18 protein-coding genes are annotated in these 14,448 nt (G+C 67.5%); 14 read left to right on the forward strand and 4 right to left on the reverse strand.

Going from position 1 to position 14,448, the window contains the following annotated elements:
- Positions 1-48: 48 nt before the first annotated feature.
- From cuyB to ACW171_RS14175, 5 genes are all read left to right on the forward strand, one after another.
- Complete coding sequence (gene cuyB / locus ACW171_RS14155; protein WP_492094052.1) at positions 49-714, forward strand: cysteate racemase; 666 nt, start codon at positions 49-51, stop codon at positions 712-714.
- A gap of 143 nt (positions 715-857) precedes the next feature.
- A complete protein-coding gene (locus tag ACW171_RS14160; protein ID WP_492094054.1) occupies positions 858-3,302 on the forward strand; it encodes a PhoX family protein in 2,445 nt (814 codons plus the stop codon).
- Positions 3,303-3,437: 135 nt separating this feature from the next.
- Positions 3,438-3,977 (forward strand): Rid family hydrolase, encoded by a 540-nt coding sequence (locus ACW171_RS14165; protein WP_492094056.1) that lies wholly within the window; start codon positions 3,438-3,440, stop codon positions 3,975-3,977.
- Between the two features lie 41 nt (positions 3,978-4,018).
- Entirely contained in the window at positions 4,019-4,957 is a 939-nt protein-coding gene (locus ACW171_RS14170; protein WP_492094058.1) for a nucleoside hydrolase, read from the forward strand.
- Positions 4,954-5,799, forward strand: a complete 846-nt coding sequence (locus tag ACW171_RS14175) for a ribokinase (RefSeq protein WP_492094060.1) — start codon at positions 4,954-4,956, stop codon at positions 5,797-5,799. Before ACW171_RS14170 ends, ACW171_RS14175 begins: the two co-directional genes overlap by 4 nt.
- A gap of 261 nt (positions 5,800-6,060) precedes the next feature.
- Here the strand turns inward: ACW171_RS14175 and ACW171_RS14180 are convergent, their stop codons facing one another.
- Positions 6,061-6,570: a DUF1993 domain-containing protein gene (locus ACW171_RS14180; protein ID WP_492094062.1), complete on the reverse strand. Its 510-nt coding sequence runs from the start codon at positions 6,568-6,570 to the stop codon at positions 6,061-6,063.
- 139 nt (positions 6,571-6,709) lie between these two features.
- On the opposite strand from ACW171_RS14180, the gene ACW171_RS14185 reads away from it, so the two are divergent.
- Entirely contained in the window at positions 6,710-7,312 is a 603-nt protein-coding gene (locus ACW171_RS14185) for a hypothetical protein (protein WP_492094064.1), read from the forward strand.
- On the opposite strand, the gene ACW171_RS14190 is transcribed toward ACW171_RS14185, so the two are convergent.
- Positions 7,309-8,442 (reverse strand): zinc-dependent alcohol dehydrogenase family protein, encoded by a 1,134-nt coding sequence (locus ACW171_RS14190; RefSeq protein WP_492094066.1) that lies wholly within the window; start codon positions 8,440-8,442, stop codon positions 7,309-7,311. The two genes, ACW171_RS14185 and ACW171_RS14190, sit on opposite strands and share 4 nt — an antisense overlap.
- Before the next feature lie 122 nt (positions 8,443-8,564).
- Between ACW171_RS14190 and ACW171_RS14195 the strand changes: the two genes are divergently transcribed.
- Positions 8,565-8,999, forward strand: coding sequence for an acyl-CoA thioesterase (locus tag ACW171_RS14195; RefSeq protein WP_492094068.1), 435 nt, complete (start codon positions 8,565-8,567; stop codon positions 8,997-8,999).
- Between the two features lie 23 nt (positions 9,000-9,022).
- Here the strand turns inward: ACW171_RS14195 and ACW171_RS14200 are convergent, their stop codons facing one another.
- Both ACW171_RS14200 and ACW171_RS14205 read right to left on the reverse strand, forming a co-directional pair.
- A complete protein-coding gene (locus tag ACW171_RS14200) occupies positions 9,023-9,817 on the reverse strand; it encodes a class I SAM-dependent methyltransferase (RefSeq protein ID WP_492094070.1) in 795 nt (264 codons plus the stop codon).
- Between the two features lie 105 nt (positions 9,818-9,922).
- Positions 9,923-10,123: a hypothetical protein gene (locus ACW171_RS14205; protein ID WP_492094072.1), complete on the reverse strand. Its 201-nt coding sequence runs from the start codon at positions 10,121-10,123 to the stop codon at positions 9,923-9,925.
- A 205-nt stretch (positions 10,124-10,328) separates the two neighbouring features.
- Between ACW171_RS14205 and ACW171_RS14210 the strand changes: the two genes are divergently transcribed.
- From ACW171_RS14210 to ACW171_RS14240, 7 genes are all read left to right on the forward strand, one after another.
- Positions 10,329-11,102 (forward strand): YebC/PmpR family DNA-binding transcriptional regulator, encoded by a 774-nt coding sequence (locus ACW171_RS14210; RefSeq protein WP_492094074.1) that lies wholly within the window; start codon positions 10,329-10,331, stop codon positions 11,100-11,102.
- A 138-nt stretch (positions 11,103-11,240) separates the two neighbouring features.
- Positions 11,241-12,584, forward strand: a complete 1,344-nt coding sequence (locus tag ACW171_RS14215; protein WP_492094076.1) for a hypothetical protein — start codon at positions 11,241-11,243, stop codon at positions 12,582-12,584.
- Between the two features lie 50 nt (positions 12,585-12,634).
- Positions 12,635-12,874: a CopG family ribbon-helix-helix protein gene (locus tag ACW171_RS14220; protein ID WP_492094078.1), complete on the forward strand. Its 240-nt coding sequence runs from the start codon at positions 12,635-12,637 to the stop codon at positions 12,872-12,874.
- On the forward strand, positions 12,871-13,149 hold the full coding sequence (locus tag ACW171_RS14225; protein WP_492094080.1) for a type II toxin-antitoxin system RelE/ParE family toxin: 279 nt from the start codon (positions 12,871-12,873) through the stop codon (positions 13,147-13,149). Before ACW171_RS14220 ends, ACW171_RS14225 begins: the two co-directional genes overlap by 4 nt.
- A 79-nt stretch (positions 13,150-13,228) precedes the next feature.
- Entirely contained in the window at positions 13,229-13,747 is a 519-nt protein-coding gene (locus tag ACW171_RS14230) for a hemerythrin domain-containing protein (protein WP_492094082.1), read from the forward strand.
- Positions 13,748-13,753: 6 nt separating this feature from the next.
- Entirely contained in the window at positions 13,754-14,146 is a 393-nt protein-coding gene (locus ACW171_RS14235; protein ID WP_492094084.1) for an MgtC/SapB family protein, read from the forward strand.
- The gene (locus ACW171_RS14240) at positions 14,143-14,448 is read left to right on the forward strand and encodes a hypothetical protein (RefSeq protein ID WP_492094085.1); all 306 of its coding nucleotides are present in this window, start codon (positions 14,143-14,145) and stop codon (positions 14,446-14,448) included. The genes ACW171_RS14235 and ACW171_RS14240 overlap by 4 nt, the downstream gene beginning before the upstream one ends.

Here is a 14,448-nt window from a genome sequence, read left to right on the forward strand (position 1 = left end):
CCGCTGACAATGCGGCGCGCCCGCACAGGCGATCAGCAGGAGACGCGGGTGAGCAAGGTCTTGGGTGTTCTGGGCGGAATGGGGCCGGCGGCGACGGTGGCGTTTCTAGCGCGGGTGCAGGCGTTGACGCCTGCCGACGGCGATGCCGATCACATCCGGGTCGTCATGGACCTGAACCCCCAGGTGCCCGACCGGAACACGCGGCCGGGCGAGGCGGAGGCCGAGCTGGGCCGGATGGCGATGCGGCTGACGGCGGCGGGGGCCGAGGTCCTGGCCATGCCGTGCAACACCGCCCATGCGCAGAAGCCGGGGATCTTGAAGGCGGGCCTGCCGTTCATCGACATGATCGCGGAGACAACGGCGGCGACGACGGCGATCGGCGCGGGCACCGTGGGCATCCTGGCGACACCGGGCGGGGAGGCGCTGTATGGCGCGGCGCTGACGGCGGCGGGGATCAGGCCGGTGGTGTTGCAGGGGGATGACCGCGCCGCCTTCATGGCCTGTGTTTATGGGGTGAAGCGGGGTGACGTGGGTGTGGACAATCGCGCGGCCATGGCGCGCCTGGGGCAGGCGCTGGTCGCGCGCGGCGCCGAGGCGGTGATTGCGGGGTGTACGGAGGTTCCGTTGCTGCTCGCCACGGCCGATGTGTCTGTTCCATTGGTAGATTCGGCTGAGGTTCTGGCCAAAGCTTGCGTGTGCGCCTGCAAGACCTGATGTGACGTTCGATCAGAGTGCGGAAAGACTGTAATCGTCCAGTATTGTGCGACTTGTTCGCAATATAAAACGGCAATATTTCGGACACGAACTTCACAAGCACGGCCGTTACCGGTTCGCCCCAGACATTCTGGGGAGCAACCATGTCCGAGATCCACCTGACCGGCAGCCACGACGACGGCAACGTCGAGCTGAACACCTCGTCGAACCCGCATTTCGGCGACATCATTCAGCAATTCCAGTCGCGCCGCGCCATCATGGGCGGCATGGCCTCGGTTGCGGCCCTGATGGGCCTCAGCGGCTGTGACGACGGTGACGGCGGCCAGGCCCAGTCCGACGCCACGGTCTCGGCCGGCGCCTCGGGCGCGACCACCTCGGGCAAGACCGTCACCCTGACCGGCACGGCCACGGGTTCGACCGGCGTCCTGTGGACCCAGGTTTCGGGCCCGACGGTGACCCTGACGGGCGCCAGCACCAACACCGCGACCTTCACCGCGCCGAGCGTGACCACGGCGACGCCGCTGGTCTTCGCCTTCAACGCTCCGGGTTCGAACAACGTCATCGCCACGGCCCAGACGACCGTGACGGTCAGCCCGGCGGTCCTGGGCTTCAACGCCGTGGCCAAGAACCTGCTGGACGTCGTCACCGTGCCGGCCGGCTATTCGGTCAACGTCCTGTATCGCCTGGGCGACCCGATCAATGCCTCCACCCCTGCCTATGCCAACAACGGCACGGACACCAACTTCGCCGCCCGCGCCGGCGACCACCACGACGGCATGGCCTATTTCGGCCTGGGCGCGACGACGGGCCTGCGTGACGACAACTCGTCCACGCGCGGCCTGCTGGCGATGAACCACGAGAACATCACCGCCGCCTACCTGCACCCGAACGGCCCGACCTCGGTCGGCGGCGTCCGTCCGGAAGCCGAGGCCATCAAGGAAATCGAAGCCCACGGCGTGGCCGTGATCGAGGTTCTGAAGGGCGCTTCGGGCTGGAACTACGTCCAGAACTCGACCCTGAACCGCCGCATCACGCCGAACACCCCGATGGACCTGTACGGCCCGGTGCGCGGCGACGTGCAGGTCCGCACTGTCTTCTCGCCGACGGGCGTGGCCGGTCGCGGCACCATCAACAACTGCGCCAACGGCTATACGCCCTGGGGCACCTACCTGACCTGCGAAGAAAACTGGGCCGGCTATTTCCGCCGCGTGGCCGGCGACAACGCCCTTCGCGCGCCCAAGGAAGTCGTCGCCCTGAACCGCTATGGTGTGTCGCAGGGCGCCGGCGGCGCCAACAACTGGGCCTCGGTGGTCCCGACCGTTCCGGGTTCGACCGTCTTCGCCAAGTGGAACACCTCGGTCCTCGGTTCGTCCGCAACCGCCGACTTCCGCAACGAAGTGAACCAGTACGGCTGGGTCGTCGAGATCGATCCCTACAACGCCGCGTCGACGCCGCGTAAGCGCACGGCCCTGGGCCGCATGGGCCACGAGGGCGCCTGGCCGTCGAACTTCGTCGCCGGCCGCCGCCCGGTCTTCTACATGGGCGACGATTCGCGCGGCGAGTATTTCTACAAGTTCGTCTCGGCCACTCCGTGGGTCGCCGCCGACGCGACGGCCGCCGACCGCCTGGCGATCGGCGACAAGTATCTGGACAACGGCACCCTCTATGTCGCGCGCTTCGACGCCACGGGTAACGGCGTCTGGCTGCCGCTGGTGTTCGGCACGGGCGCGGTCACGGCCGCCAACCCCACCTATGCCTTCGCCAACCAGGCCGACGTCCTGATCAACGCCCGTCTGGCCGCCGACGCCGTCGGCGCGACCAAGATGGACCGTCCGGAGTGGGCCGCCGTCAACCCTGCCAACGGCGAGGTCTATCTGACCCTGACCAACACCAACGCCTCAAGCCGCCCGCTGTCGGCGACGGACGCCGCCAACCCGCGTCACTACAACGACCCGAAGGGCGCCTCTAACCAGTACGGCAACCCGAACGGCCACATCATCCGTCTGCGCGAGACGGGCGACAATCCCGAGGCGACGACCTTTGCCTGGGACATCTACGCCTTCGGCGCCGGCGCCGACCTGAACGCCGCGAACATCAACGTGTCGGGCCTGGACGCGACGAACGACTTCTCGTCGCCGGACGGCCTGTGGTTCGGTCGCCCTCAGAACGCCTCTGGCTTGGTCAATCCGCTGATGTGGATCCAGACCGACGACGGCGCCTATACCGACCAGACCAACTGCATGATGCTGGTGGGCCAACCCGGCCGCGTCGGCGACGGCGCCGCCCGGACGATCACCAACACCGACGCGACCGGCGCGACCCGCACCCAGTCGACCTTCGTCGGCAAGGCGCCGGGCCTGACGCTGCGTCGCTTCCTGGTCGGACCGAAGGAATGCGAGCTGACCGGGATCGACTCGACGCCGGACGGCAAGACCATCTTCGTCAACATCCAGCACCCGGGCGAGAACGGCACGGGCGCCTCGCCGACCTCGTTCTGGCCCGCCAGCCAGACCGGCGGCACGGGCTCGCGCCCGCGCTCGGCGACGATCGTGATCACCAAAGACGACGGAGGCGTGGTCGGTCTGTAAGACCCGCCTCACCGTCCGAGGATCGGGGCGCGCTGGAAACAGCGCGCCCCTTTTCGTTCGGGCCAGGTGACCGAAACTTAAGTTGAGCTTGGCATTGGGCCGGGCGAAGACCGTCGACCATCACGGAGTTCCGCCATGCGTTCGATCCTCGCCGTCCTCGCCCTGGCTGTCGCCCCGGCCCTGATCGTGCCCGCCGACGCCCTCGCCCAGACAGACTATCCGCGTCGCCTGCCGACGCCGGGCGGCGAGGTCACCATTCCAGACGCGCGTGCTCAGGCGGCATACGACGAGGCGGGTTATGCCCCGGCGCGGCGGCTAGGCGACGTGCTCTATGTCTCGGGCGCCATCGTCGGACGGCGGCCGGAGGACGGGAATGATGTGGCGGCCTTCGAGGCCGCGGTGCGACGGACGCTGAGCCGGCTGGACGTCATCGTGCGCGCATCGGGCGCGACCTTCGACGACGTGGCCATGATCAACAGCTTCCACGTGTGGCACGGGCCCGATTTCGCCGGAACCCGGACGGAGCAGGTCGAGATCATCGCGAAGGTCTGGCGAGAGTTCTCCGACGGGCCGCGCCCGGCCTGGACCGCAGTGGGCACGACCGGTCTGTTACCGCCGACCGGCATCGTGGAGATCCAGCTGATCGTGAACGCGCCGGCGCCGCAGGCCAACTGACCACCCTTGCGAGGCGATGCGGCGCGCGTCAGTGATGCGCTGTGAACAGACAATCGCTTATCATCGACTGCGACCCCGGCGTAGACGACGCCGTTGGGTTGCTGCTGGCCTTTGCGTCGCCCGAGCTGGACCTGAAGGCCGTCACGACGGTCGGCGGCAATGTGCCGATCGGGAAGACGACGCGGAATGCGCGGATCATCCGGCACGTGGCCGGGCGCGAGGATGTGCCGGTGTTCGCGGGCGCGGCGCGGCCTCTGAGGCGCGAACCCGCCGGGGCCGGTGAGTTTCACGGTGCGGAGGGGCTTGGCGATCTGGAGGCGATGGAGCCTGAGGCTCCGGCGGCGGACGGATCGGGGATCGAGGCCATGGTGCGAATCGTCATGGAGGCCGAGCCGAGGTCGGTGGCGCTTGCGGTGATGGGGCCGATGACCAATCTGGCGCTGGCGCTGCGGGCGGAGCCGCGACTGGCCGAGCGGCTGGGGCCGGTCGTGGTCATGGGCGGGGCGCGGTCGGAGGGCGGCAACATCACCCCGTCCGCCGAGTTCAACATCTGGGCCGACCCGGACGCCGCGGCGGAGGTCTTTGCCTCGGGCTGCAAGATGGTGGTGTTCGGACTGGACGCGACGCATCAGGTTCGGGCGACCGAGGCGCGGATCGTGGCCATCGAGGCGGTGGGCACGCCCCAGGCCGAGACGGCGGCGGCGATGCTGCGGTTTTCGCAGAGAATCGAGCGGACCATCGTCGGCTGGCACTCCGCGCCCCTGCATGACCCGTGTACGGTGGCCTGGCTGCTGAAGCCCGAACTGTTCAAGCTGAAGCCCTGTCGGATCGAGGTCGAGACCGACAGCGATCTGACGCGGGGGCATACGGCGGTGGAGTTCCGGGTGGACGCGCAGACTGCGCCGCATCTCTGGGCAGTCGAGGCGGACGGGCAGGGGGTGTTCGACCTGATCACCGAGCGGTTGAAGGGCCTGGCATGAACATCACCGTGGTCGGTTCGATCAACCTCGACATGGTCGCGAGCGCGCCTTCCCTGCCGGCGGCCGGTGAGACTGTGACGGGGGCGACCCTGGCGCGGCATCCGGGTGGAAAGGGCGCGAACCAGGCGCTGGCGGCCGAGAAGCTGGGGGCCGAGGTCGATCTGATCGGGCGAGTCGGAAACGACGCCATGGCGCAGGAGGCGCTGGCCCTGATGGAGGATTTCGGGGTCGACCTGTCGAAGGTCGAGGTCGATGTCGCGGCGCCCACCGGGGTGGCCCTGATCGCCGTCGATCCGTCGGGCGAGAACCAGATCGTGGTCGCGGCCGGAGCCAACCATCTGGTGACGCCGGAACAGCTGCCGGCGCGGATCGAATGCCCGCTGATCGTGCAGCTGGAGCTACCTATCGAGACGGTGGAGGCGGCGGTCGGGCGAGCGGTCGGATTTGTCTGCGCCAACCTGGCGCCCGCCCAGCCGGTATCGGAGGCGCTGCTGAAACGGTGCGACCTGATCATCGTCAACGAGATCGAGGCGGCGTTCTACGGCGACCTGCTGCACCGGGGCGGCGGCCGGGTGGTCATCACCCAAGGCGCGCGCGGGGCCGAGATGTATCACCGGGGCGTCAAGATGGCCTGGGCCACGCCGCCCGAGGTCGTCGCCATCGACGCGACCGGGGCGGGCGACGCCTTCGTGGGCGCGATCGTGGTGGCCTTGCTGGACGGGATGGAACCGAAGGACGCGCTGGATTTCGCCTGTGCGGCAGGGGCGCTGGCGGCGACGCGGGCGGGAGCCCAGCCGTCGTTGCCGACGCGCGACGAGGTCGAGGCCCTGCTGAAGGCCTAGCGCCGCAACCGCGCCGTCGGTCTGAATCTGAGACCGGCCGAGGCGACGCCCTCAGTCGCGGCGCATGCTGATGCCTCTGGAGAACCAGGCCATGAAGAGGCGGAACAGCCAGCCGCCGGACGGTGACGCTCGAGAAATGACCGCGCGGCGGCCGCGACCCTTGAACTGATTGACGACCAAAGCGACACCGACTCATCCGTAAACTGAGGGTTCAAAGGGTCGTGCCGCCTGTTGGTTCCTGTGTTCGGTAACGGCTATTTCTCAGCCTGGTGCGCCCATGTAGTCGCGCTTGCCGATCGGGACGCCGGCGCCGCGCAGCAGGTCGTAGGCCGTGGTCAGGTGGAAATAGAAGTTCGGCATGGCGAAGCCGGTCACATAGGGCTGGCCGAGGAATTTCATCTCGCCGCCTGGGAAGGTCAGGGTCACCTCCTTGCCTTCCTGACCGTCGACCTTGTCGCGCGGGACCGAGGCCAGATAGGCCAGGGTATCGGCGATCCGCTGCTGCAATTCGGCGATGGTCTTTTCCGAGTCGTCGTTGACCGGGGCGGGGACGCCGGACAGGCGGGCGAGGCACAGCTTGGGGCTGTCGCAGGCGGTCTGAACCTGTTTCGAGAACGGGTTCATGTCGTCGATGATGCGCAGGCCCAGATAGGTCTCGGGATCGACGCCGGTCGCCTCGGCATGGGCGACGGCCTTGTCCAGGAGGCCGGACAGGGCGCGCAGCCCGCGGGTGAACGGAGGGACGGTCAGGTCGTAGAGTTCGGTCGCCATGGTGGTGCGTTTCCCTTGAGGACTTGATCGTCCGGCTGGCCGTGGCTTAGCCGATTGTCCCGCTCTTGGCGAAGCGACCCGGAGGGGACTAGGGTTAATCCGCCGTCGGGGGGGACGGTGGCTGTTCAGGCACTGCTTCATGATCCGTTCGCTCGTCGTCTCCGCCGCCGTGGCGGCTCTGGCCTCCGCGTCCCTGGTTGCATGCCAGCCCTCGGGATCGACGCAGACGGGGGTGACATCGGGCGATGCGATCGATGCGACCTACGACTGGCATTTCACCCCGCACGGCGGGACGGGCGAGCTGGATTTCGGCGACGGCGACTGGTCCGAGGGGATCAGCGTCTTCACCCTCTCCTGCCTGCCTGAAACCCGCACGGTCCGCCTGTCGTGGGGCCAGGAGGGCGCGGCGGTTCTGACGTCCGGAACGGCGACCGATACCTTCCAGTCCTCGACGCCCGTTCCGACGGATCACCCCGTGCTCGCGGCCCTGAAATCCAGCGGCGCCCTCGATGTCGGGCGGAGCGGGACAGACATGCGGCTGGTCGGCAAGGAGGCGGGCAAGGCCGAGATCACGGCCTTCTTCGACTACTGCGACACCGGCAAGCACCCGATCTACTCGCTCGAGGGGGCACAAGCCGAGGATCACGCCCGGTCGGTCGAGGCGGAGGTGGCGGCCGAAGTGGCGGCTCAGACGCTGCCCGTCGAGGCTGTCGCTCCGATTGCGGAAGAGCCCAAGCCCTAGAAGGTCACCACCAGTCGGACGACCTCTCCGGCATGGAGCCGGTCGAAGCCCGCGTTGATGTCGTCGAGGGCGATGGTCCCGCTCATCAACCGGTCCACGGGCAGGCGGCCCTGACGATACAGGGCGACGTAGCGGGGGATATCGCGGCTGGGGACGCAGGTCCCAATGTAGGAGCCCTTCAGGGTCCGCTCCTCGCCGACCAGGGACACCACATTGACCGGCAGGGCGGCGTCGGGCGGGGGCAGGCCGGCGGTGATGGTCGTGCCGCCGCGACGCGTCATCTTCCAGGCGGCCTCCAGCGCGCGGACCGAGCCGGCCATCTCGAACACGAAGTCGGCGCCGCCGTTGGTCAGGGCGCGCACCTGGTCGACGGCGTCGGGATCCGAGGCGTTGACGGTCTGGACGGGACCGAGGGAGCGGGCGAGGGCCAGCTTGTCCTCGGACAGGTCGATGGCGATCACGGGCGAGGCGCCGGAGGCCAAGGCGCCCAGCACGCTGGCCAAGCCCACGCCGCCGAGGCCCACGACGACCGCGCTCTGGCCGGCCTTGATCTGGGCCGTGTTCACCACGGCGCCGACGCCGGTCAGGACCGCGCAACCGAACAGGGCGGCTTCCTCGAACGACAGGGCGGGATCGATCTTCACCAGGGAGCGACGCGAGACCACGGCGCGCTCGGCGAAGGCGGAACAGCCGAGGTGGTGGTTCAGGGGATGGCCGTGGCTGTGGAGGCGTTTGGCGCCGCTGAGAAGCTCGCCCCTTCCATTGGCGGCGGCGCCGGGCTCGCACAGGGCGGGACGACCCTCCGCACACGGATTGCAGTGACCGCACGACGGCATGAAGACCATGGCGACATGGTCGCCCACGGCCAGGTCGGTGACGCCCTGACCGAGTTCTTCGACCAATCCGGCGGCCTCGTGGCCCAGGGCCATGGGCATGGGGCGGGGACGATCGCCATTGATGACCGACAGGTCGGAGTGACAGAGGCCGGCGGCCTTGATGGCGACGCGGACCTCTCCGGGGCCGGGGGCATCCAGGGTCACGGTCTCGATCGACAGCGGCCGGCTGTCGGCATAGGGGCGGGCGGCGCCCATGGCGCTGAGGACGGCGGCGCGGGTGGTGACGGTGGACATCGGGCGGGCCTCGTCGGAAACAGGCGATGGTTTCTCGATAGGCGCTTGACGCAGGGGAGGCCAAGCCCGAGCGTCAGGCTTGAGGATCGGCAAGGAAGCCGGCGCAGCGAGGGACGGAACGAATGCCAAAACGCGACGCAGGCGAGCTGGCCAAGCGAGACGCCTACAAGGCCTACCACATGGTCTCCACCCGGTGGGCGGACAACGACCAGTACGGCCACATCAACAACGCCAAATTCTACGAGTTCGTCGATTCGGCGGTGAACGCCCACCTGATCATCGCCGGCGCGCTGAAGGACTCGATCGGCCTGGTCGTCGATTCAGGCTGTCAGTACACCTCTTCCCTGGCCTTCCCCGACGTGATCGAGGTCGGGATCAAGGTCGATCATGTCGGGACCTCGAGCGTCCGCTACGGCTTCGCCGTCTTCCGCCGGGGCGTAGAGCATCCCGCCGCCGTCGGCCATTTCGTGCATGTCTATGTCGACGCCGAGACGCGACGTCCCAAGCCTCTGACGGCGACTCTTCGGGGCGTGGTCGAGAATTTAAGGGCGGACTGAGTTCAGGCGCGGACGGCGCGCCCCTAGAGCGTATAGGCGGTCGTCCTGACGACGCCGCCCAGTTCGGGGATTTCACAAAGCACGGTCTGGTCGCGAACCGGGAAGCCAAAGGGCGCGTCGGTTATGACCACGCCGCTGTTGTGTCGTATCCTGATCCCACGGCCGGTCGTCTTGTCGATGTTGGGAGTGAACTCGCCCGGCGGGAGATGTTCGGTCAGGATCAGATAGTCGCTCTTGCCCGAGATGTTGCGGAGCGCCTTCCTGATTTCAGCGTTCGACAGATGCTGGAGGACCTGCCGGATGAAGATCACGTCGACCTTCGGTGGAACATCCTCGACGATGTTCATCGCCTGGAAATCGACACCCAGGTCGGCATACTTCGTCTTGTTGTAGGCGATGACCTGGGAGGCGATGTCCACGGCCGTGTAGGTTTCGCAGGACGGCCTGATCTTCGATCCGACGTTGAAGTCCCCGCATCCGATATCCAGCACGTCCGGCTTTCGGGGAAGTCCAGCCAGGAAGGCCGATACGGCGTTCACATAGGTGTCGACGATCGCCGGATCATGGGATCCGGTACCGGAGAAATATTTCGACCCGGCGGACTGATTTCTGCCCCAGTGCCCCTCGTCGTAGATCTTCTCGAAGATCTCTTGGGTCGAAAGGTTCTGGTATCGCTTCCATTCGGCGAAGTTGAGGAAGTCTTCATCAGAGCGGCCCTGCATCTTCGCTGCGTAGCGCTCGATCTCGGGCGCGATCTCTGGATGCGAGGCTATGAAATGCCGGATGGCGGCGACGATCGATTTGGTCGGTTCCGGCATGTCGATTTTTCCAGGGGCATGTTCGCCCGCGGATGGTGTTTCCGGCATAAATGGACGCTCGACAAGCCAGGCGCACGCGGAACCCGGAACGGCGTTCCGGCGGCTTCAGTCCTCGTCCATATAACCCAGCAGGGCCAGGGCCCCGACGGCGGTGAGGACGCCGATGGCGAAGGCGGCGACGATGGAGCCGGTGGCGACGGCGGTGGAGACCGTCACCGGACGCGCTTCATACCATTCGATGATGTCGGCCTCGTCGAGGTCGTCCTCGAGATAGGCGTCGGCGTCGTGAAGGGGGTTGTCGGACATGGTCAAGCTCCGGTCTTTGGCAGCAGGGAAATCCCCGTGAGACGCGCCGGTTCCGACGACCGATTGGTGACAGAAGAGCGCGGGCGGGATAGAGGGCCACAAACCGTTACCCAACACCGAACGCGGTGAAGCAGCGAGACGTGGCTTGTCCGATCACAGATCGGACCGAGGGCGTGTCGAGCGATCGCCCACGCAAGAGACACTCATGGCCGGCCATTCCAAGTTCAAGAACATCATGCACCGCAAGGGGCGCGCCGACGCGTCCCGCTCCAAGTTGTTCTCCAAGCTGTCGCGCGACATCACGGTGGCGGCCAAGTCGGGCATGCCCGACCCGGCCCTGAACCCTCGCCTGCGTCTGGCGGTCAACAACGCCAAGGCCGAGAGCCTACCCAAGGACGTGATCACGCGGGCGATCAACAAGGCGTCGGGCGGCGACGTCGATACGATGGAAGAGGTCCGTTACGAGGGCCGGGGCCCGGGCGGCGTCGGCATCATCGTCGAGGCCCTGACCGACAACCGCAACCGCGCGGCCTCGAACATCGGCACAGCGTTCAAGAAGAACGGCGGCGCGCTGAGCGAGATGAACTCGGTCGCCTTCATGTGGGACAAGGTCGGCAAGATCACCTACCCCGCCGAAGCCGGCACCGAGGATGCGATCATGGAGGCCGCCATCGAGGCGGGCGCCCAGGACGTCGAGAGCGATCTGGTCAAGCCGGACATCTACGAGGACGCGCCGGGCCACACGATCTGGACCGCCTTCGAGGACCTGAACGAGGTGGCGGAGGCCATGTCCAAGGTGCTGGGCGACCCGAAGTCGACCGCGATCGTCTGGAAGCCCCAGACCGAGGTCGCGGTGTCGGGCGAGGCGGTCGGGACGCTGATGAAGCTGCTGGACGCGCTGGACGCCGAGGACGACGTCTCGATGGTCTACTCCAACGAGGACATCTCCGACGAGGACATGGCGAAGTTCGCGGGATAGGTACTATTACGTACAGGAACGTCGGTATCGACTCGCCTCCCTGGCGCGATTAACCTCCATTAACGGGAAGGATGGGCGGCTCGATTCGGGTCCGCTGAATGTCAGGCTCCATCCGCCCGTCAGCGGGGGCGTATCGATATGTTGTCCAGGATCGACCGGGTTCTGTCGCGGAACGGCAAGGCCGAGCGCGGCGTCACGCCGACGGCTGTCGAAGAACGTGCGATCGCGGGCGACGCCGCGGGCGTGATCGGCGAGCGGTTCGAAACCATCCAGGACAGCCTGGACCAGATGGCGGACATGGCGCGCCGGTTCGGCACGTTCGAGACCCTGCTGGGCCAGCTGCGCGACCCGCTGGAAGCCGAGTTCAAATCGCGGCGCGACAGCCATGTCGAACTGATCAACCTGCGCGCGGCCAACGTCGAGACCGGCCAGCGACTGGAAGCCGCGACCGGGGAGGCCAGGAAGCTGGCCGACGCCCTGGCCGAGAGCGAGGCGCGCGCCGACGATCTGGAGGCCCGTCTGGGCGAACAGAGTGCGGCCTCGCAGGAAGCCCGCGTCGAGACCGACCGTCTGCGCGGCGAACTTTCCGCGGCCACCGGCAAGATCGAGGCTCTGGAGGCGGGGGAACGCGCCGCCACTCAGCGCATCAAGGAGCTGGAACAGGATCAGGACGCCCTGCGGGTGCAGCTGAAACAGGCCGAGGCCCTCAGGACCGAATCCGAGACCGGCCGGGGACAGGTCCAGCGCGACCACGCGCTGGTACAGGAAGAGAATACGGTCCTGCGTCGACGCATCGACGAGGTTTCGGCCGAGATCGCCACCCTGGCGCGCACCTCGGCGGCGAACGAGGGCCAACTGGCGACCGAACGCGCCCGCGCCGCGACTGAGCAATCGGAGACGGCCCGCACGATGCGGGCTCTGGAAAATCAGACCGAGCAGGCGCGGGCCGAGATCGCCGCCCTGTCGGCGCGTCTGGACACGGCCACCGCCCGCGCCAACGGGCTGGACGTGCTGAACACCGAACAGGCGGCGCGGCTGAGCGAGCTGCAAGCCGGATCGAGCGGGGCGGAACGCCGGGCCGAACAGCTGCAGATCAGCCTGGACCGCGCCATGGAACGGGTTCGCGGGCTGGAAGCCGAGATCGAGGAGACCCGCCAGCGCATGACCGGGATGGAGGCCGCCCGTCTGGCCGCCGTCGATCGCGCCGAGACCCTGGCCAAGGCCGCCACGGCGCACGAAAAGGCCATCGCCCGCGCCGAGGACCGGATGCTGAAGATTCAGGCCAAGCTGACCGCGGCCCAGGACGAGCATCACGCCAAGAGCCAGGCCATGCAGCAGCAGACCAGCGCCCTGCGCGCCGAACTGGAAGGCGTCCGCGCCGAGGCGGCGATGTCGTCGGCGGCGCTGGATGCGGCGCGTCGCGAGCGCGGCGGCCGTCCGGCGCCGGTGGAGAGCGGTTCGGTCCAGCCCATCGTCGCCTGAGGTTGGCGGCGGTCGGGGGCAATGGTAGTCTCCACCCCATGAGCGTGCATGTGACCATCGAGATGGACGAGGCCGTGAAGGCCAAGCTAGACGCATTGGCAGGATCGCGCCAAGCGCCGATCGACGAGATCGTCGCTCAAGCTGTGTCTGACATGGCGGCGGATGAGGAGACGTTTTTAGCCGCCGTCAACGCTGGCCTGGCGTCCTTGAACGCAGGCGAGGGCATCCCTCACGAGGAAGTTGTCGCGGACGCGATGCGCCGGCGCGCTGAACGGAACCGCGCAGCTTGAGGCTGAAATGGTCGCCTCTCGCAAGACGCGACCTACGAGAAGCGATCGACTACATCGCCGAAGACAATCCGCGTGCTGCGGATGCCATGGAAGATGGAATTTTCGCGGCTGCTCGCACCTTGATCGACCATCCGCAAAAGGGCCGCTCGGCGCGGCGGGCTGGAACCCGCGAGTGGATGGCTCCTAAGACGCCTTACCTTCTCATCTACCGCCAAACCGCCGAGATGGTCGAAATCGTCCGCGTCTGGCACACCAGCCGCGAACCCTTCGCCTGAACGCCCGCGAGTCGTTCGCACGGAACCGGCGGGAGCGGCGGGCGTATCGAGGCTTCACCATTCGCCTCGGAGCCGCCCCATGGACATCACCCAGCTGATCCTCGACGACCACGCCGAGCAACGCAGGCTGTTCTCGATCATCGAACAGATCGACCCCAAGGACACTGAGGCTCTGACCGCCGTCTGGTCCAGGCTTAAGGCCTTCCTGGACGTCCACGCCGAGGCCGAGGAGCGGTTCTTCTATCCCGAACTGCTGAAGCTGGGAGAGGGCGCCAACGACGCCGAGGACGGCACGGTCGAGGGCGAAACCGAGGACGCCATCGAGGACCACAACAAGCTGCGCGACGCGGTCAAGGCGGTCGAGAAACATCCGGTCGGGACCGGCGCCTGGATCGAGGCGGTGGGCAAGGCCAATGTCGTCAACTCCAAGCACATGGGCGAAGAGGAGCGGCAGGGACTGACCGACTTCCGCCGCCACGCCTCAATGCAGACGCGGCACGCTCTGGCGGTGCAGTTCGCCGCCTTCGAGGCCGACCACATCACGGGCATCCGGCCGGTGAACAAGGACCCCGAGGCCTATATCGAGGCCAACGGCTAGGGCGTCATGATCGAAGACCTGACCGGATACTGGGCGCCGGTTCTCGGCGCCGTCTTCGCCGGCGGGGTCATCGGGATCGAGCGCGAATGGCGCGGCCGGGCGGCGGGGTTGCGGAAGCATATCCTCGTCTGTCTGGCGTCGTCCCTGCTGATGCAGGCGGCGATGACGCAAGGGGCGTGGGCCTTCCTGGCCCTGCCCGACGAGAACATCGTCACCGACCCGACACGGATGGCGCATGGCGTCCTGACGGGGATCGGCTTCCTGTGCGCGGGGGTGATATTCGGCACGGGGTTTTCCATCCACGGCCTGACGACGGCGGCATCGCTGTGGATCACCTCGGCGATCGGGATCTTCTTCGGGGTCGGGCTCTACGGGCTCGGGTCCTCGGCACGGTGGTGACGGCCCTGATCCTGGTGGCGTTGAGGTTGATCAGCCTGCGGCTGCCGTCACGCACCGTCGTCGATGTCGAGGCCGGATTGGCGCGCGGCGATACGGCGACGGAAGATGCGGTCGAGGCGGCGTTGGCCGCTGTCGACCCTTCCGCGCGCGCAAATCGGATCGAAGTCGTCGAAGACGGGACCCTGACCGTGCCGACGTGGCGCGTCGGATTGCCAGGACCAACCGATCTGAAAGCCTTGGCGGCCGTTCTGTCTGGGTTGCAGGGCGTGGAGCGGCTTCGCCTGGATCCGCGTGACGATTGA

The sequence above is a fragment of the Brevundimonas sp. FV1ye28 genome, assembly GCF_058681135.1.